This window comes from Arthrobacter sp. Y3221048, assembly GCF_059092685.1.
This window is the reverse complement of sequence record NZ_JBNHHX010000002.1, coordinates 644,523-662,983: the sequence shown is the minus strand read 5'-3', so window position 1 is coordinate 662,983 and position 18,461 is coordinate 644,523. Positions and strand designations below refer to the sequence as shown.

The 18,461-nt window shown below is 69.0% G+C and carries 14 protein-coding genes; 4 read left to right on the top strand and 10 right to left on the bottom strand.

What is annotated here, in order from left to right:
• Positions 1-36 precede the first annotated feature (36 nt).
• Positions 37-672 (bottom strand): GNAT family N-acetyltransferase, encoded by a 636-nt coding sequence (locus tag AC5RVS_RS07820; protein ID WP_494107705.1) that lies wholly within the window; start codon positions 670-672, stop codon positions 37-39.
• Positions 673-699: 27 nt separating this feature from the next.
• Entirely contained in the window at positions 700-1,602 is a 903-nt protein-coding gene (galU, locus tag AC5RVS_RS07815; RefSeq protein ID WP_494107704.1) for a UTP--glucose-1-phosphate uridylyltransferase GalU, read from the bottom strand.
• A gap of 68 nt (positions 1,603-1,670) precedes the next feature.
• Between galU and AC5RVS_RS07810 the strand changes: the two genes are divergently transcribed.
• The 3 genes from AC5RVS_RS07810 to cpaB all read left to right on the top strand — a co-directional run bounded on the left by AC5RVS_RS07810 (position 1,671) and on the right by cpaB (position 3,461).
• Positions 1,671-2,294 (top strand): 5-formyltetrahydrofolate cyclo-ligase, encoded by a 624-nt coding sequence (locus AC5RVS_RS07810; protein ID WP_494107703.1) that lies wholly within the window; start codon positions 1,671-1,673, stop codon positions 2,292-2,294.
• Positions 2,295-2,376: 82 nt separating this feature from the next.
• Positions 2,377-2,679 (top strand): FmdB family zinc ribbon protein, encoded by a 303-nt coding sequence (locus tag AC5RVS_RS07805; RefSeq protein ID WP_494107702.1) that lies wholly within the window; start codon positions 2,377-2,379, stop codon positions 2,677-2,679.
• A 110-nt stretch (positions 2,680-2,789) separates the two neighbouring features.
• On the top strand, positions 2,790-3,461 hold the full coding sequence (cpaB, locus tag AC5RVS_RS07800; protein WP_494107701.1) for a Flp pilus assembly protein CpaB: 672 nt from the start codon (positions 2,790-2,792) through the stop codon (positions 3,459-3,461).
• 40 nt (positions 3,462-3,501) lie between these two features.
• Here cpaB and AC5RVS_RS07795 read toward each other — a convergent pair whose 3' ends face one another.
• From AC5RVS_RS07795 to AC5RVS_RS07770, 6 genes are all read right to left on the bottom strand, one after another.
• Positions 3,502-7,533, bottom strand: coding sequence for a DUF4011 domain-containing protein (locus AC5RVS_RS07795; protein WP_494107874.1), 4,032 nt, complete (start codon positions 7,531-7,533; stop codon positions 3,502-3,504).
• Between the two features lie 117 nt (positions 7,534-7,650).
• The gene (guaA, locus tag AC5RVS_RS07790; RefSeq protein WP_493979489.1) at positions 7,651-9,240 is read right to left on the bottom strand and encodes a glutamine-hydrolyzing GMP synthase; all 1,590 of its coding nucleotides are present in this window, start codon (positions 9,238-9,240) and stop codon (positions 7,651-7,653) included.
• Positions 9,241-9,369: 129 nt separating this feature from the next.
• Complete coding sequence (locus tag AC5RVS_RS07785) at positions 9,370-9,861, bottom strand: DUF3817 domain-containing protein (RefSeq protein ID WP_494107700.1); 492 nt, start codon at positions 9,859-9,861, stop codon at positions 9,370-9,372.
• Positions 9,862-9,866: 5 nt separating this feature from the next.
• On the bottom strand, positions 9,867-10,760 hold the full coding sequence (locus tag AC5RVS_RS07780; RefSeq protein WP_494107699.1) for an SURF1 family protein: 894 nt from the start codon (positions 10,758-10,760) through the stop codon (positions 9,867-9,869).
• A gap of 52 nt (positions 10,761-10,812) precedes the next feature.
• A complete protein-coding gene (locus AC5RVS_RS07775; RefSeq protein ID WP_494107698.1) occupies positions 10,813-12,537 on the bottom strand; it encodes a glycerol-3-phosphate dehydrogenase/oxidase in 1,725 nt (574 codons plus the stop codon).
• Between the two features lie 28 nt (positions 12,538-12,565).
• Positions 12,566-13,705, bottom strand: a complete 1,140-nt coding sequence (locus tag AC5RVS_RS07770; RefSeq protein ID WP_493988978.1) for a GuaB3 family IMP dehydrogenase-related protein — start codon at positions 13,703-13,705, stop codon at positions 12,566-12,568.
• Between the two features lie 284 nt (positions 13,706-13,989).
• Here AC5RVS_RS07770 and AC5RVS_RS07765 point away from each other — a divergent pair, with 284 nt between their 5' ends.
• Positions 13,990-14,958, top strand: a complete 969-nt coding sequence (locus tag AC5RVS_RS07765; RefSeq protein WP_493988977.1) for a hypothetical protein — start codon at positions 13,990-13,992, stop codon at positions 14,956-14,958.
• Between the two features lie 56 nt (positions 14,959-15,014).
• On the opposite strand, the gene guaB is transcribed toward AC5RVS_RS07765, so the two are convergent.
• A complete protein-coding gene (gene guaB / locus AC5RVS_RS07760) occupies positions 15,015-16,520 on the bottom strand; it encodes an IMP dehydrogenase (protein WP_493988976.1) in 1,506 nt (501 codons plus the stop codon).
• 238 nt (positions 16,521-16,758) lie between these two features.
• Positions 16,759-18,363 carry a chaperonin GroEL gene (gene groL / locus AC5RVS_RS07755; protein ID WP_493988975.1) on the bottom strand — a complete coding sequence of 535 codons (1,605 nt, stop codon included), beginning with the start codon at positions 18,361-18,363 and terminating at the stop codon, positions 16,759-16,761.
• Between the last annotated feature and the right edge of the window lie 98 nt (positions 18,364-18,461).

Genomic DNA, 18,461 nt, shown 5'->3' with positions numbered 1-18,461 from the left:
ACGGTGTGTCGGATAACGATTCCGCGCGGCGCTGCCTTATGGTGTCAGTCCGACATCGCCGTGCTCCAGCCAGCGGTCCAGCAGGCCACCGGGAACCTCCTCGGCGGTGAGCGCGAAACTGCGGTGGTCCGCCCAGGCCCCGTTGATGTGCAGGTACCGCGGGCGCAGCCCTTCGTCGCGAAAGCCGAGCTTCTCCACGACGCGCAGGCTGGCGCGGTTCTCCGGCCTGATGTTGATTTCCATCCGGTGGAGCCCGAGCGTTTGGAAGCAATGGTCGGTCGCCATGGCCACCGCCGTGGGCGCTATCCCGCGGCCGGCGCACGCCTCATCCACCCAGTACCCCAAGGTGGCCGACATCGCAGAACCCCAGACGATGTTGGAGACGGTCAGCTGCCCGACCAGCGCCGGCTTGGGCCTTCCTGCCTGCAGTTCGGTGATGATCCAGGGCAGGGCCGTGGCCAGCCGTGCCTGGTGCTTGAGCGAACGGACCATCTCGGAGAACGACGGCAGATACCCGCCCGGAGCCGGGTTCGTGGCTTCCCACGGTTCCAGCCAGCGGGCATTGCGGCGCCGCACGGCCGTCCACTCGCCCCGGTCCCGGTACCGGATCGGGCGCAGCGATAAGTCACCGCATGCAAGCGTCGCTGGCCAGATGGCCGGTCCGTACCCCATGTGAAGTTCTTCGCGGTCGCGACGGGCTCAGTCGTCCGAGCCGTCGATGAAGCCCTTCAGCCAGGAACGCAGTTCCGTGCCGATATCTTCGCGCTCGGAAGCGATGGTCACGACGGCCTTGAGGTAGCTGAGTTTGTCGCCGGTGTCGTATCGGCGCCCGGTAAAGACCACACCGTAAACGCCGCCGCCCTCGCCTTCCCGGCCGGCCAGGGCTTCGAGCGCATCGGTCAACTGAATTTCGCCGCCCCGGCCCGGCTTGGTGTCCTCCAGCACGTCGAAGACGGCCGGATGCAGCACGTAGCGGCCGATGACGGCCAGGTTGGACGGGGCCTCGTCCGGCGAAGGCTTCTCCACCAGTTCGTTAATCCGTACGTAGCTGCCGTCCCCCATCGGGGTTACGTCGGCGCAGCCGTAGGCGCTGATCTGCGCGGGGTCCACTTCCATCAGGGCGACCACGGAGCCGCCGGTCTGCTGCTGGACCTCGATCATCTGGGTCAGCAGGTCGTCGTGTTCGTCAATCAGGTCGTCTCCGAGCAGCACGGCGAACGGTTCGTCGCCCACGTGCTGGCGGGCCCGAAGGACTGCGTGGCCGAGGCCCAGCGGATCCCCCTGGCGCAGGTAGTGGATGTCAGCCAGCTCCGAGGCCGCCTGCACGGCGGCGAGCTTCTCCAGATCGCCTTTCTCCTCCAGGATCTGCTCGAGGTTGGGCACGCGGTCGAAGTGGTCTTCCAGCGGGCGCTTGTTGCGGCCGGTGATGACCAGGACGTCGCTCAAGTCGGCGCGCACCGCTTCTTCGACCACGTACTGGATGGCCGGCTTGTCCACTACAGGGAGCATTTCCTTGGGCATGGCCTTGGTGGCGGGCAGGAAACGGGTTCCCAGCCCGGCGGCCGGAATGACTGCTTTGCGTACCGTGCGATGAGACGTCATGAATTCAGACTACCGAACGAAGCTGCGAAGCAAGCCGATCCGACGGGAAAGCAACTACGATGTCGGCCATGGAGAAGCAGACCGGCATGGACAAGGAAACCGCCCGCGCATTCTTCCGGGCCCGCCGCCGGGCACGGTCCGAAGAAGACCGGATTCGGGCCGGGAACGCCCTGGCGCGGCAGGTGCTGGACGGTCTCCGGCGGCTGAACGTCCCGGCCGGGACCACTGTGCCGGCCTACCTGTCCGTCGGTTCCGAACCGTCCACGCGCATGCTGCTGCCGGCCCTCGAGGACGCCGGCTACAGGGTGGTGGTCCCGATCTGCGAACCGGACTACCGGCTCAGCTGGGCACACTGGTTCAGCGGCGTGGAGCTGGCCCGCAGCCCTCGGGCCTGGATAGACGAGCCGGTCGGAGAACGCTTCGGACCGGAAATCATGTCCGGCCTGCCGCTGGTGCTCGTGCCCGGACTGGCCGTGGATTCCGACGGCAACCGGATGGGCCAGGGCGGCGGTTATTACGACCGGTTCCTGGCGTCGCTGGGGGACGGCGAAGACCGGCCGAAGTTCGTCGGCGTTTTCTACTCCGACGAGGTGGTGGCGGCGGGCGCCTTCGAGTTCACCGCCCTGGACGCCCCACTGGACGGCGCCGTGTCTCCCGACGGCTGGACGTGGTTCCCCGGGCGGACGGTGTAGAATTGGCACTCTGAGCGGGTGAGTGCCAACGGCTGACCGGGCGCCTCCTGCTCCAGCCAAGTTTTTTTCAGGAGGAATTACTGTGCCCACGTACGCCTACGCCTGCAAAGACTGCCCCCATGCCTTCGACATCCAGCAGTCCTTCAGTGATGAATCGCTGACCGTCTGCCCCGAATGCGGCGGCAACCTGCGCAAGAAGTTCAACAGCGTCGGGGTCGTCTTCAAGGGCTCGGGCTTCTACCGCACCGATTCCCGCGACTCTTCCACGGCAGGCTCCGTTCCCGCGGCCTCCTCAGGGTCCACTGGCTCCGAGGCGGCGAAGCCAGCTGCGGCCGAGGCCTCGAAGCCTGCCGCCGCCCCGGCTCCGGCCGCCGCCGCCAGCTAGCCACGCCGGAGCCCGCGGCCGCTCCTACACCGCGCCACGGCGGCGGCACTGCATCCACAGGTGCGCTCCCCCGCTGACCGTGGGCGCCCGTGTGCTCCTAGCGTGGCTGCATGCCCACCGCTGCCGCCCCGACCCGCACCGCCCGCTCTGCACTGTCGCCGCGCCGGCTGTTGCGGCGGCACTACCGGCTGCTTGCCGCCCTGCTGCTCTGCGCGGCCGCGGCACTGGTCGTGCAGCAACTGACCCCGGCGCCGAACCCCACTGATTCCGTGGTGGTCGCCGCGTCCGATCTCCCGGCCGGCGCCCTGTTGTCCGCCGACGACCTGGAACTGGGTGAGCTGCCGGCCGGTGCCGTCCCGGACGGCACCGCCGCCAGCCCGTCCCTGTTGGTGGGCCAGCGCCTGGCGACGGCGCTGCGCGCCGGTTCTCCGGTCGTGGACACCTCGATCGTCGGGCCGGGCCTGTTAACGGGGGCGCCCCAGGGGACGGTGGCCGTGCCGGTGCGCCCCGCCGACCCCTCCACCGTCCAGTTGGTGTCGCCGGGCCAGTTGGTGGACATCGTCCTCAGCAGCGGCAACGGGTTCGAAGAGCCGGCCGAAACCACTGTCCTGGCGCGGGCCGCTCCGGTGCTGTGGAAAGCCGACGACGGCGCTGCGCCGGCTGCGCTGCTCGGCGCAGGCGAGCCCGAAGGGCTGGTGGTCGTGGCTGCCGCACCGTCGGACGCCACCGCGCTGGCCGGCGCCTCCAGCCGGGGCAACGTCTTCCTCGTGTTGGTCGGCTGAGGACTGCCCCGGATCGGCCGGCCGCAGAACGGCTCCCGGCCTAGCCCCAGTGCGGCGGGCGCTGCTCGCGCAGCCAGGCGTCCCGGTCCTCTTCCCGGTCGCCCCACGCACGGGGGTCGTCCTCCGATGCCTTGGTGGGCAGCGTCGGCGACTGGTTGCGCCTGGCCCGGCGCGGCCGCAACCGGTCGTCGCCGGCATCGCCCGACTCGTCTGCCGAGCCCGCAGCGTGCGGGGACTCCTCCGCCTGCAGTGCCTGCTCCGCAGCTGGCTCCGGCTTCCGCGGGGTGGCCGGGCGCTCGTCCTTGTCTGCCGGTTCTTCCGGCTTGTGCAGTCCCAAGTAGCCTCCGATCAGGTCTGCGCACTTCTCCGGATCCGTGAACACCTCGATGGTCCACAGCGTCAGCGGCCGCCAGCCCAACCGCTCGAGCTGTTGCGGACGCAGCCGGCTGCGCTCCCGCACGGTCAGCTCCTGGTACTGCCGGCTGCCGTCCGATTCCAGGGCCACCGGCAGGGTCGGTTCAACATCCGGCGAATACTGCACCGTTCCCGTGCTGGCCGCGATGTCGATGACTCCGTAGTAATGGTCCCAAACCCGTGCGCCGCGGGCGCGGATGCGCTCCACCAGGTCCGCGACCAGCGGGTCGTCGATTCCGGGAGAGAGTTCGGGCGCCGTGAACCGGCCGTCGCCGAGGTGGCGGTCCAGCAGGTCATGGAAGTCGGCGGCTCCATGCCGCAGCCGTTCGGGGTCCAGGTCCTCGGGGCGGAAGCAGCTGAGCACGTGCAGCGAATGCCGGGAACGGGTCACCGCGGTCGCGAAGAGCGCCCGCCCGTGCGGCGCCGACAGGGGTCCGAAGTCGTGCACCGCACGCCCGTGCGGCGTGCGGCCAAAGCCGAGCGAGAAGATCACGTCGTCGCGGACCAATCCGGACGCGCGTTCGACGGGAACCACCCGGAAGGGCTCCTGGCGGCGGTGGAAGAAATCTGCCGCCGCCGGGTAATTGGGCATCTGCAGCCGGATGGCCTCCGCCACTCGGGAAGCGTGCCGGGCGCTGGCCGTCACCACCGCCAGGGACCGCGTCGGCCGAAGGCTGATGTGCTCGAAGACGAGGTCCACCACGCGGTTGAGTTCGGCGGGGACGCTTTCCACGCCTTCGTGTCCGGCGCCGGGCATCCCGGTACCGTCGGGCAGGTATTCCACTTCCAGGCCGCCCCCGCGGATGGAGCTGGCGCCGGGCAGCCGGGACAGCGAACCGCCGTAGAACTTCTCACTCAACGACCGGGTCAGGTCCAGGTCGACTGCACGATAAGCGGTGGTCAGCGCCACCACCGGCAGCACCTCGGAGAGCGCGTGGAAGCAGCTGGCCAGCGGTAGCGGGGCTTCGCCGGTGACGGGATCGTTCCGCCGGTCCACGTTGACTTCGAAGGGCTCGGCGCGGCCCAACTCGCCGTCGCCGAACGCCACCACCTGGTGCGCCCGGGAGAGCGCGGTCAGCGCCGACGGCAGGCTGGTGGCTTCGGCGTCAAGGACGATCACGGCATCGAAGTGCTTGCCTTCCGGGAGCAGGAGCGGCAGCACCAGCGGGGAGGCAGTCCAGATCGGCAACAGGGCCGAAACCAGGGACTCCGACTGCTGCCCCAAGGCGGCCAGGGTGGGTTCGCCGGCCTTGAGCAGGTCGCGCAACCGCTGCGCGGCTTTGGGCTTGCTCTTCAGCGAATGCCGCCAGTTCTGTGCCAGTTCCCAGCGCAGCCGGGCGGGCCCGGACGCGATGTGCGCGTTGTCCGCCAGCCGGTAGACAGCCTCGAGCTTGCGCAGGTTGTCGCCGTCGGACATGGCGAGGTAGTCGTCGCCGCTGATCATCGCTTCGAGTGCCGACTGCCACCACGCCAGGTCCAGTTCCGCACTGACCTCGTCCGCGCCGACTTCGCGTTTGGCCAGATCGTCCAGCAGTTCGGTCAGGCCGTGTTCGCGCATCTGCTCCAGCAGCAGCGTCCGTTCGGGCAGGTTCACCAGCGTTTCGCGGTCCGCGGCCAGGGCGTCCAGCTGTTCCTGGAGTTCGCCGTCGGGCAGGGCCGCGAGGGCACGGTCTTCGGGCACCGGCGCCAACAGCGCGGCCAGTTTCCCGAGGCGTTGTGCCACCTCCCGGTAAAAGCCGTTCAGGTCCGCCAGCCCGGAGGGCACCGCCGGATGGCGCTGCGACGTCGCGTAGTCGGCCCACTTTGTCCGCTGCTGCTGCACCTCGAAGAGGGATTCATGCAGGTCGGAGATATGCACACCCGGGCGGATGTATTCCTTGGCCACCTTGCGCAGCCGGGACCGCGTCATCGAACTCATTTCGATTCCGCGGTCGCGCCGCCAGGAACTTGGCGCGGTCGCGGAAATCAGGTCGGTGACCGGCCGGTCGAAGATGTCCGGGGTGAACTTGTCGAGGCTGCCGCGGACCTCCACCAGCAGTTGGAGCTGTTCCCCCCACTCGCGGAACGTCCCGGCGAGGGCGATCTGCGAATGTTCGGCGACCTTGTTCATCCGTTCACGCAGCCGCGGGACGTCCTTGGCCAGGTCGGCGGCCAGCTGGTGGGCGTCTTCGGTTTCCTTGCGGTTGAGCAGCTTGGCACCGAACCACGGGCTGGTGGTGGCGGACTTGCTGAAGCTGCCCAACTCGGCCGCCCGGACCAGCCGGGCCGCCAGCTCCGCCCGGTCGGTGATGCTGTCCAGCACCGACCGCTTCAGCCGCACGGTGGTCGCCGGCGCCGGATCGAGCGAGGTGAGCTTGGCCAGCGACTGCATCGCCTGGTAGGGGGAACAGCGCCAGCGGCTGCGCACATTGTGCAGCGACTTCACATGCTCCAAGAGCTTGTGCCGGTGTTCGGAGAGGGTGGTGTGCAGCTTCTGCAGCTGCGGCTCCTGCGCCTTTTCGCTGCGGCTGATCGCGCGGATCAGCGCCCGGCGCAGCTGTTCCGGCGTCAGGTCCGCGCTCAACTGCAGCGCCAGCGATCCCAGGTCCACGGTTTCCAGCTGCTGCGCGAATTCGGCCAGCGTGCCGCGGCGCTCGGCGACCACCAGCACGCTCTTGCCCTCGTAGGCCAAGGCCGCTGCAGCGTTGAGTGCGGTCTGGGTCTGCCCGGTGCCCGGCGGCGCGGAGACCACCAGCGAGTGCCCGGCCTGGACCAGGTCCAGCACCCGTTGCTGCGCGGCGTCGGCGTCGAGCAGCAAAAACTCATCCTGCGGATCGCGTTCGTCGATCGGCGGCAGCTCCACCTCCGGCACGGGCACCGCGTTCCGGCCGGCCAGCGGACGGGGTCCGGCCTGGGAGCCGGCGCCGGCCTCGGCCAACGCGCGGATCACCGGGTGTCCGGCATCGAGCAGGACCGGGTCGGTGACCGCTTCCAAGTCCGCAAAGGTCGACACCAGGAGATGGTGTTCGATGGTCATGTTCCGCACCCCGGCGGTGAGCAGGCGCAGCCGTTCCAGCACGGGGTGCGGATCCAGGCGGGCGGTGCTGTAGGCCAGCCGTGCGGTCGCGTCGGCATCGATGCCGATCCCCTGCTCCGCGGACAGGTGGCGGACCAGGGCCGGGTTCAGCCGGGCGCGGTCGGTCAACTGCAGTTCGAAGTCGTCCTGGCTGGGGCGGACGGTCAGCGCCACCGGGATCAGCATCACCGGGGCGTTCAGCGACTCGGACCGGCCGACCTCGGGAACCCGCCAGGACGCGGTGCCGGCGGCCAGGTACCCGACGTCGATGCCGCGGTCGGAGCCCAGTTCGTAGATCTTGGCGCGCAGGCTGCGGGCGGTGCGCATGGCCGCGGCGTACTGGTTCGGCTCGCGCAGCAAGGTGGAAAGACGGGTGCGGCGCCCGGCCAGCAGCTGCGCCAGGCCGGAGGGGTGGGCATGCGTCAGGTCAATGCTGTTCGACGACGTCGGGGCGAACCGCAGCAAGGTGTCCGACCCGGCGAGATCTCCCAGGTTTTCCAGCCACGATGCCACAACGTCTTCAGCAGCCTCAGCTGCGCTGGCCAGCGACACGGCTGCCCCCTTTACTTCACTCTCGGCGACTTGCCTGGACCACAACGGCATGTCAAACAAGGTATCGGACTTTAAACGCCAAACGGGCGACCGCAACACTGCTCGGCGAAATTGCCTTGCAGTTCATCCGCAGCTGCGCTGCGGCTGGGCAGCGGTCGCCCGTTGCGGCTACTCCCACTCGATTGTTCCCGGCGGTTTGCTCGTCACGTCGAGCACCACGCGGTTGACGCCGTCCACTTCGTTGGTAATGCGGTTGGAGATCCGGGCCAGCAGGTCATAGGGGAGCCGCGACCAGTCTGCGGTCATCGCGTCCTCGGAGGAGACCGGACGGAGCACGATCGGGTGTCCGTAGGTGCGGCCGTCGCCCTGCACGCCCACGCTGCGCACGTCGGCCAGCAGGACCACCGGCATCTGCCAGACTTCCTGGTCCAGGCCGGCGGCGGTCAGTTCGGCGCGGGCGATCGCGTCCGCCTTGCGCAGCAGGTCCAGGCGCTCCTGCGTGACTTCGCCGATGATCCGGATGCCAAGGCCCGGGCCGGGGAACGGCTGGCGTCCGACGATTTCGGCCGGCAGGCCCAGCTGGGCGCCGACGGCACGGACTTCGTCCTTGAACAGCGTCCGCAGCGGCTCAACCAGCTCGAACTGCAGGTCCTCGGGCAACCCGCCCACGTTGTGGTGGCTCTTGATGTTGGCGGCGCCCTCGCCGCCGCCGGACTCGACCACGTCCGGGTAGAGCGTTCCCTGCACCAGGAACTTCACCGACTCCCCTTCGGCAGCCGCCTCGGCCAGCACGGCTTTCTCGGCGGCTTCGAAGGCGCGGATGAATTCGCGGCCGATGATCTTGCGCTTGGTCTCCGGGTCGGTGACGCCGGCCAGCGCCGAGAGGAAGCGCTGCTGCTCGTTGGCTACGTACAGCTTCACGCCCGTGGCCGCGACGAAGTCACGCTCCACCTGCTCGGCCTCGCCCTCGCGCAACAGTCCGTGGTCCACGAAGACGCAGGTCAGCTGGTCGCCGACCGCGCGCTGCACCAGGGCCGCGGCAACGGCGGAGTCCACGCCGCCGGACAGTCCGCAGATCACGCGGGAATCGCCGATCTGGGCGCGGATGCGCTCCACCTGCTCTTCCACGATGTTGCCGGTCGTCCAGTTGGGCTCCAGCCCGGCGCCACGGAAGAGGAAGTTCTCGAGCACCCGCTGGCCGTGGGCCGAGTGCTTGACCTCGGGGTGCCACTGCACGCCGTACAGCTTTTTCTCGTCGTTCGCGAAGGCGGCCACCGGGGCGCCGGCCGTGCTGGCCAGCACGTCGAATCCGGCAGGTGCCTCCTGCACCGAATCGCCGTGGCTCATCCAGGTGTTCTGCACCGAGGGCACGCCGGCCAGGATGGACCGGCCCTCCCCCACCGCGGTGGCGTCCGTGGCACCGTACTCGCGCAGGCCGGTCTTTGCCACCTTGCCGCCCAGGGCGTTCGCCATGGCCTGGAAGCCGTAACAGATGCCGAACACCGGGACGCCGGCCTCGAACAGGTCCGCGCCGATGCTCGGCGCCCCTTCGGCGTAGACGCTGGAGGGCCCGCCGGAGAGGATGATGGCCACCGGGTTCTTGGCCATCAGCTGTTCGGTGGTGTAGGTGTGCGGAACGATTTCGGAATACACGTTGGCCTCGCGCACGCGGCGGGCGATCAGCTGCGCGTACTGGGCCCCGTAGTCAACGACGAGGACGGGCCGGTGGTCCGTAGTGGCGGGGGGAGGAGTAGTCACCCTTACAGGATAGTCGCCGCGTCCGGGGCCACGCACTTTGGCGTCGGGCCCCGCCGCGTGAGGTAGCGCACGACGGCGGGTGCCCACCCGCCGTCGTGCGCCGGCACCGCGGCGGGTGCCCGGCGTCTGTCAGTAGCGCTTGGCGGCTTCGGGATGGGCGGCCAGTTCTTCTTCCACCTCGCGGTGCACCTTGCGTTCCAGGATGATGGACAGGAACGGGATCACGCCACCCAGGGCGATCAGCACGAACTTGCTGAACGGCCAGCGCATCAGCGACCAGAGCCGGAAGTCGGCAATCAGGTACAGCACGTACAGCCAGCCGTGCGCTATCAGCACCGCGATGGACAGGTTCATGCCGTCGATCACGGACGGTTCGGCCTGCGCCAGGCCCAGCGCGAACGTCTCGCCCGTCAGGGTGTTGGTGGCCCCGGCGAACAGGAACAGGTTGAAGCCGTACCGCAGCACCATCTCCGCGCAGAGCAGCAGCAGCATGATGCCGGTGATGTAGGAGGTGACCTTGTAGAAGGTCAGGGCGGAGCGGATCTGGGCGTGGGTTCCGCCGAAGCGGCGTTTGGCCGGACGCTGGGTCGCGGCGGAACGGTCGGGGGCGTTTTCGGTCACGTGGACTACCTCGTTGTGTGGGGTGTGCTGGATGTGGTCTGGTCGGCGGCGTTGTCGCCACCGTGGCGGGCGCCGGCCGCCGGGCCTGCCGCGCTCCCCCGGCCGGTTTCGGCTGCATGGCGGGCCGCTTCGGCCGCGTCTTCGGCTGCCTCAAGGTCGCGGCGGTAGTCGTCGGCCACCAGCCGCCACCAGAGGAAGATGGCGAATCCGGCGAACACCACCCATTCCACCGCGTAGAAGACGTTCATCCAGTTGACCGGCGCTTCCTGTGGCTGCGGTCCGACTACCACCGGCCGCATCGGCGTCCCTTCGGTCGCGGTGCCCAGGTCGGTGCCGCCCACGGTGAAGCCGGTCCCGACCACGAAACCGGAGTAGCCGGGCGCGTTCCAGCGGTTGATCAGCTCGGCCGCCGACAACGAAGCGACCTGGCCGGCGGGCAGGGTTCCGGGCAGCGGAGCTTCCGTGGGCAGCAGGCGCCCGACGACGGTCACCTCGCCTTCCGGGGCGGGAACGGCGTCCGCCGGTTCCTCGACCCAGCCGCGCACGACAGGGATGACCACGTCTTCGCCAAACTGCTCCACGCCGTCCACCGCGAACGGGTCGACCACCCAGAGGCCTTCTTCGCCGTCCTGCAGGCGGTTTTGGACCAGCACCTGCCCGCCGGGGACGAAGCTGCCGTCGAAGGTGACCATCTGGTCGGCGGTGGCGGCCGTCATCGGGATGCCCGGTTCAAAGACGTCGGTGAGCGGCTTGACGGCTTCCGTCTCGCCCGGGGGCGGGGGCGGTTCGCTCTGCGACGTGGAAAACTGCCACTGGCTCAGCAGCACGAACACCGTGGACAGCGCCAGCGCAAGCACCAGAGCCGCTATCCAGCGGGGTTTCAGGGCAGTCTTGAGCACCCATTAAAGGTACTTCGCAACCATGTAGAAAACGAATCCTGCCCCGGCGTCCTCAGGCCAGCGGGACGATGTCGTCAACGCCCATCCGGGCGCTGTCGGCGGTGACGTCGTCAGGTTGCTCCTGGCTGAGCCGTTCGGCTTCCACGCGGGCCAGGTAGTGCTTCACCTCGCGTTCCACCTGCCCTTCGCTCCAGCCGAGGAGGGGGGCCATCAGCTTGGCGACGACCGGCGCGGCGGAGACACCGCGGTCCCAGGCCTCGATGGAGATCCGGGTCCGGCGGGTGAGCACGTCGTGGATGTGCCGGGCTCCCTCGTGCGTGGTCGCATAGACCACCTCGGCCGCCAGGTAATCGTCGGCACCGGGCAGCGGTTCGGCCAGCTCCGGCCGTTCGGTGATGATGTCCAGCACCTCGCCGACCATGGATCCGTAACGGTTGAGCAGGTGTTCCACCCGGGCCACGTGGATGCCCGTTCGGTCCGCCGTGCGGCTGCGCCTGTTCCAGGCTGCCTTGAAACCGGAGGCGCCGAGCAGCGGAATGGTGTCCGTGCAGCTGGGCGGGACGCGCTCGTCGAGGGCCCGTGCCGCCTCGTCCACGGCGTCCTTGGCCATCACGCGGTAGGTGGTGTACTTGCCGCCGGCCACCACCACCAGTCCGGGGACCGGGTGCGCCACCACATGTTCGCGCGAGAGCTTGGCGGTGGAGTCGTTCTCGCCCGCCAGCAGCGGCCGGAGCCCGGCGTAGACGCCCTCGACGTCCTCCCGGGTGAGCGGACGCTGGAGCACTTGGTTGACGTGTTCCAGCAGGTAGTCGATGTCCTTGGACGAGGCCGCCGGGTGGGCCTTGTCCAGGTTCCAGTCGGTGTCGGTGGTGCCGATGATCCAGTGCCGCCCCCACGGAATCACGAACAGCACGGACTTCTCGGTGCGCAGGATCAGCCCCACCGTGGACTGGAACCGGTCGCGCGGCACTACCAGGTGGATCCCCTTGGAGGAACGTACGCTCAGCTGGCCCCGTTCGGTCACCATGGCCTGGGTTTCGTCCGTCCACACGCCGGTGGCGTTGACCACCTGCTTGGCCCGGATGTTGAACTCGCTGCCGTCCTCCTGGTTCCGCACCCGGGCGCCGACCACGCGTTCGCCCTCGCGCAGGAAGTCGACCACCGCCAGGCGGTTGGCCGCGTGCGCCCCGAACGCCGCCGCGGTGCGGACGATGTTGACCACCAGCCGGGCGTCGTCCACCTGCGCGTCGTAGTAGCGGATGGAGCCCACCATGGCGTCCTTCTTCAGGCTGGGTGCCGCCCGGAGGGTCCCGCGCCGGGACAGGTGCTTGTGGAAGGGGACGCCGCGCCCGCGGCCCGAGGCGATGGCCAGGGCGTCGTACAAGGCCACGCCCGCGCCGACGTAGGGCCGCTCCACGTACCGCTTGGTCAGCGGGTACAGGAACGGCACCGGCCGCACCAGGTGCGGCGCGATGCGCTCCAGCAGCAGCCCCCGTTCCTGCAGCGCCTCGCGGACCAAGGCGAAGTCCAGCATCTCCAGGTACCGCAGCCCGCCGTGGATCAGCTTGGAAGAGCGCGAGGACGTGCCCGAGGCCCAGTCCCGGGCTTCGACGATGCCCACGTCGAGCCCGCGGGTCACCGCGTCCAGGGCGGCCCCGGCACCCACCACCCCGCCGCCGACGATCAGCACGTCCAGCTCGGCACCGCGCTCCTGTGTGGCGCGCAGGGCGGCCAGCGCCTGCTCGCGGCTCTCGGGACTCAGGGCTCCGGTGGTCATCGCCTATCAGCCTCCCAGCGTGGTCAAGTCAGTCGCCGGCCTGGATCGGTGCCAGCACCACTTCGCAGCGCTGGAACTCTTTCAGGTCCGAGTACCCGGTGGTCGCCATCGACCGGCGCAGCGCACCGACCAGGTTGGAGGTTCCGTCGGTGTGGTTGGACGGGCCGTGGAGCACCCGCTCCAGCGGCCCGACGGTGCCCACGTTCACGCGGTCGCCTCGGGGCAGTTCGTCGTGGTGGGCCTCCTGGCCCCAATGCCAGCCGCGGCCCGGCGCTTCCTCCGCCCGGGCCAGCGCGGAACCGAGCATCACGGCGTCGGCTCCCATGGCGATGGCCTTGACGATGTCGCCGCTGAAGCCCACGCCGCCGTCGGCAATCACATGCACGTAGCGGCCGCCCGATTCGTCCATGTAGTCCCGGCGCGCGGCCGCCACATCGGAGATCGCCGACGCCATCGGGGCGTGGATGCCCAGCGCCCGGCGGGTGGTCGTCGTCGCTCCCCCGCCGAAGCCCACCAGCACGCCGGCGGCACCGGTGCGCATCAGGTGCAGGGCCGGGGTGTAGCCGGCGGCGCCGCCGACGATCACGGGCGTGTCCAGCTCGTAGATGAACTGCTTCAGGTTCAGCGGTTCCTGCGTCTTGGAGACGTGTTCGGCGGAGACGGTGGTGCCGCGGATCACGAAGATGTCCACGCCGGCGGCCACCACGGTCTTGTAGAACTCCTGGGTGCGCTGCGGCGTCAGCGAGCCGGCCACTGTCACCCCGGCTTCCCGGATCTCGGCCAGCCGGGAGGTGATCAATTCCGGCTGCACGGGGGCGGAGTAGAGCTCCTGCATCCGCTTGGTCGCGGCCGGGCTGAAGTTCTCCGTGCCCAGCGCGGCAATCTCGTCCAGCACCGGCAGCGGATCCTCATAGCGGGTCCACAGGCCCTCGAGATTGAGCACGCCCAGGCCGCCCAGCTTGCCCAGCGCGATGGCGGTGGCCGGCGACATGACCGAGTCCATCGGCGCGGCGATGACCGGGGCGTCGAACGTGTACGCGTCGATCTGCCAGCTGACCGAGACGTCCTTCGGATCGCGCGTCCGGCGCGAGGGGACAATCGCCACGTCATCGAGGGAGTAGGCTCGGCGCCCACGCTTGCCACGGCCAATTTCAATCTCGTAAGTCACGGCTCTAGGTTATCCCACCGCTGGAACGGTTCACCGGGGAACGGGCAGGGACAGGACTTTCGCCGGCGCCCAGCGGACAGGGCGGACCCTCCCGTGTCGACTGCCAGGCACTCCTCTTTTGACTGCTGGCGTCGTCCCAGCGCAGGCGGTACGCTCTACCTGCCGCACGGCAGGCAAGCGCACCGTAGGCCCGCTCTCTTTACGGTTGCCGCTGGCCGGCCGCAGGTAGCCGGAGCGGGAAGTGGTCAGTCATGGGAGGAAGATTCCGGCGGTCCGGTGAGCGCATGCGACCGTTCGCGAGTGGCTTGGCGGCCACCCTGTGTTTTGGCATCGCCGGGCTGGTCTGGTCCATGCCCTCGCGTCGTTCGCGCCGGTTGCGGAGAGCCGCATCTTGTACCGTTTGCGCTGCCCACCAGCGGGTGCGCGATATCGCCCTCTTTGTGGTGGCGGCGCTCCTGGTCGCGGGAGCTGGAGCCCGCTTCCAGGAGGCGCTCTCCCCGCCAATCGTTTGCCACAGCCATATCACTGCCGACGGACAGATCAAGCCCGAGCCGCGTCTGCAGATTTCACCACCGACCCCGTGGCGCATCACCCGCAATTTCCTGGTCGCCCCTATCAGCGGCGTCGGGGTCCTGACCGGGCGCAGCCTTGACATGGAAGCGTGCTCAGGACCGTCGCTGTTGGTCATGTTCTGGCCCCCGCCGCGAACCAGCGGTGGCGGAACAATGCTCGGCGACGTGTTCGTTGCATGGATGCCACCGGTAGACCCAGCGGGCGCGCTGAGCGTCAACGGATATGGCATAGCCGATGAAGGCCAGTATGTCCGCTACGGCCCGAACATCTCCCAGACCCGGACCGAGGAGGAGGCCCTCGCCATCCACGAGTCGCGGCATGTTGACCAGTGGGCCGTAGGTAACTTGCTCGCCGGCCCGTTTGCATTTCCGGCGGCGTACATCATCGACGGGGCACTGTTCCCCTCCTCACGCAACCACTTTGAGCGGGCCGCCGGATTGTCCGGCGGGGCGTATCCGCCCGCGCCGGATAACTGGCCGGCGCCGCGCTGGCCTGACACCGCGGCCCTCGTGATCATCGCGCTTCTGATCTTCCGACGTCGGCTCCGTTGGCTCACCCGCATCGCGGTCGGTGGCCGCTTGCACGCCCGTGCCCACGCACCGATGCGCTGTCCCGTCCATACGCGCGGCTGGTCGCGGCCCGTGGGTGCGCCCGCCGGCGAAGGTCCTGCCGCTGGTTAACGCGAGGGGCGCCGCTCCCCCTGTTGTGGGGAACGGCGCCGCCGAAGACTGCGGGACTACCGCTTGTAGTTCGGTGCCTCCACGGTCATCATGATGTCGTGCGGGTGGGACTCCTTCAGTCCCGCCGCCGTGATCCGCACGAACTTGCCCTTGGCCTTCAGTTCGGCGACGCTGCGGGCACCGGTGTAGAACATGGTCTGGCGCAGGCCGCCCACCAGTTGGTGCGCGACGGCGGAGAGCGGGCCGCGGTACGGCACCTGGCCTTCGATGCCCTCGGGGATCAGCTTCTCGTCGTCCGGCACGTCGGCCTGGAAGTAGCGGTCCTTCGAGTAGGAGGTGTTCTTGCCGCGGGTCTGCATGGCTCCCAGCGAGCCCATGCCGCGGTAGGCCTTAAACTGCTTGCCGTTGACGAACACCAGGTCGCCCGGGGACTCTGCGGCGCCCGCCAGCAGCGAACCGAGCATCACGGTGTCCGCGCCGGCGACCAGGGCCTTGCCGATGTCCCCGGAGTGCTGCAGGCCGCCGTCGGCAATCACGGGAATTCCCGCCGGAATGGCAGCCTTGGCAGACTCGTAGATCGCGGTGATCTGCGGGACGCCCACGCCGGCGACCACGCGGGTGGTGCAGATGGAGCCCGGGCCCACGCCCACCTTGATGGCGTCGGCGCCGGCGTCGACCAGTGCCTGCGCGCCCTCCCGGGTGGCGGCCTGGCCGCCGATCACGTCCACATGGGCCGCGGCCGGGTCCTTCTTCAGCCGGGCGATCATGTCCAGCACGCCCTGGCTGTGGCCGTTGGCGGTATCCACCACCAGCACGTCCACGCCGGCCTCGATCATGGTCATGGAGCGCTCGTAGCCGTCGCCGAAGAAGCCGACCGCCGCGCCCACGCGCAGGCGGCCGTCGTCGTCCTTGGTGGCCAGCGGGTACTGCTCCGCCTTGTCGAAGTCCTTGACGGTGATCAAACCCTGCAGCATGCCGGCGTCGTCCACCAGCGGGAGTTTCTCGATCCGGTTCTTGCCCAGCAGTTCAATGACTTCCGGGCGGCTGATGCCCACCTTGCCCGTGATCAGCGGCATGGAGGTCATCACCTCATGCACCTTGGTGGTGGGATAGTCGGCGCGGGGCACGAAACGGGTGTCGCGGTTGGTGCAGATACCCACGAGCTTGCCCTCGGAGTCCACCACGGGCAGTCCGGACACGCGGTAGTTGTAGCAAAGCTCGTCCAGCTCGGCCAGCGTGGCATCCGGGGCGATGGTCACCGGGTTGGTGATCATGCCGGACTCGCTGCGCTTGACCCGGTCCACGTGCTCGGCCTGGTCCTGGATGGACAGGTTGCGGTGGATGACGCCCAGGCCGCCCTGGCGCGCCATGGCGATCGCCATCCGCGATTCGGTGACGGTATCCATGGCGGCGGAGAGGAGCGGAGTCTGGACCGTGATGCGGCGGGTCAGCCGGGAGCTGGTGTCGGCCTCGGACGGAATCACATCCGTCGGGCCGGGCAGCAGGAGCACGTCGTCGTAGGTCAGACCCTCGAAAGCGAACGGATTGAATTCTTCGGACACTGCAGGGCCTTTCGAACGATACCGGTGGCGGCCGCCAGTCACCGACAGCGAGAATCGGTTTCCGGGGTTGGTTACATCCTAAAACGATTCCGCCCCGCCCACTATTTCCCGCGGCCACCGATGTGGCGGAGCTAACGCCGCGCCCGCCACCGGGGAGCCCCACGACGACGGAGGGGACCCTGCGCGGGCAGGATCCCCTCCGGACGGGCGAGGCCCGACCAGCAGCTGGCGGCGTGCGCTAGTGCTGGTGGTTGTGCTCGTCCTCTTCGGCCGGCTTCTCGACGACCAGGGTCTCGGTGGTCAGCACCAGTGCCGCGATCGAGGCTGCGTTGCGCAACGCCGAACGGGTCACCTTCACGGGGTCGATGATGCCGGCGGCGACGAGGTCCTCGTATTCGCCGGTGGCGGCGTTGAAGCCGTTATTGACCTCCAGGGCGCCCACCTTGGAGACCACGACCATGCCCTCGTGGCCGGCGTTTTCGGCGATCCAGCGCAGCGGCTGGGCCAGCGCGCGGCGGACCAGTCCGACGGCGGTGGCTGCGTCGCCCTCGAGCGCCAGCACGTTCGGGTCGGTGTCCAGAGCCTGGGCTGCGTGCACCAGGGCGGTGCCGCCACCGGCCACGATGCCTTCTTCCAGGGCAGCGCGGGTGGAGGACACGGCGTCCTCGATCCGGTGCTTCTTCTCCTTCATTTCGACCTCGGTGGCAGCGCCGACCTTGATCACGCCGATGCCGCCGGACAGCTTGGCCAGGCGCTCCTGGAGCTTCTCGCGGTCCCAATCGGAATCGGTGCGCAGCACCTCTGCCTGCAACTGGGCCACCCGGTCGGCCACGTCGGCCTCGGAACCGGCGCCGTCCACAATGGTGGTGTTGTCCTTGGTGACGGTGATGCGGCGTGCCGTACCCAGCACCTCGAGGCCCACCTGGTCCAGCTTCAGGCCGAGGTCCGCGGACACGACCTGGGCGCCGGTGAGCACCGCGATGTCCTGCAGCATGGCCTTGCGGCGGTCGCCGAAGCCCGGTGCCTTCACGGCGGCAACGTTGAGGGTGCCGCGGATCTTGTTGACCACCAGGGTGGAGAGGGCTTCGCCGTCGATATCTTCGGCGATGATGAACAGCGGCTTGTTGGCCTGCAGCACCTTTTCCAGCAGCGGCAGGAACTCCTGCACCGTGGAGATCTTGCCCTGGGAGATCAGGATCAGCGCGTCCTCGAGGACTGCCTCCTGGCGCTCCTGGTCGGTGACGAAGTACTGCGACAGCAGGCCCTTGTCGAACTGCATGCCCTCGGTGAGCACCAGCTCGGTCTCCATGCTGGAGCCCTCTTCGATGGTGATGACGCCGTCCTTGCCCACCTTGTCGAACGCTTCGGCCAGCAGCTTGCCGACCTCGGGGCTCTGGGCGGAGATGGTGGCGACCTCGGCGACCTTGCCTTCGACCTCGCGGGCATTCTCCAGCAGGCGGGCGGCCACGGCCTCGACCGCTACCTCGATGCCGTGCTTGAGTGCGCCGGGGGCGGCGCCGGCGGCCACGTTACGGAGGCCTTCCTTCACCAGGGCCTGGGCCAGGACGGTAGCGGTGGTGGTGCCGTCACCGGCAACATCGTTGGTCTTGGTGGCGACTTCCTTGGCCAACTGCGCGCCGAGGTTCTCGTACGGATCGTCGAGTTCCACCTCGCGGGCGATGGTCACGCCGTCGTTGGTGATGGTGGGGGCGCCCCACTTCTTGTCCAGGACCACGTTGCGGCCACGCGGACCGAGGGTGACCCGGACGGTATTGGCGAGCTTGTCGACGCCGGCTTCCAGCGCCCTGCGGGCAGCGTCGTTGAACTCCAACTGCTTTGCCATGAATTTGTTCCTTTCACGCAAAATGCCCCGGCTGCGCTGCTATAGGAGGCAGCCGGGGCATTTCGGTTGTCCGTGATTCCGGCTGCGGGCGTCGACTG

What these genes read in the sequence shown, in the direction of transcription:
- AC5RVS_RS07820 (WP_494107705.1), bottom strand. Translation starts at nt 672, where the DNA reads ATGGGGTACGGACCGGCCATCTGGCCAGCGACGCTTGCATGCGGTGAC.
- galU (WP_494107704.1), bottom strand. Translation starts at nt 1,602, where the DNA reads ATGACGTCTCATCGCACGGTACGCAAAGCAGTCATTCCGGCCGCCGGG.
- AC5RVS_RS07810 (WP_494107703.1), top strand. Translation starts at nt 1,671, where the DNA reads ATGGAGAAGCAGACCGGCATGGACAAGGAAACCGCCCGCGCATTCTTC.
- cpaB (WP_494107701.1), top strand. Translation starts at nt 2,790, where the DNA reads ATGCCCACCGCTGCCGCCCCGACCCGCACCGCCCGCTCTGCACTGTCG.
- AC5RVS_RS07795 (WP_494107874.1), bottom strand. Translation starts at nt 7,533, where the DNA reads ATGCCGTTGTGGTCCAGGCAAGTCGCCGAGAGTGAAGTAAAGGGGGCA.
- AC5RVS_RS07775 (WP_494107698.1), bottom strand. Translation starts at nt 12,537, where the DNA reads ATGACCACCGGAGCCCTGAGTCCCGAGAGCCGCGAGCAGGCGCTGGCC.
- AC5RVS_RS07765 (WP_493988977.1), top strand. Translation starts at nt 13,990, where the DNA reads ATGCGACCGTTCGCGAGTGGCTTGGCGGCCACCCTGTGTTTTGGCATC.
- groL (WP_493988975.1), bottom strand. Translation starts at nt 18,363, where the DNA reads ATGGCAAAGCAGTTGGAGTTCAACGACGCTGCCCGCAGGGCGCTGGAA.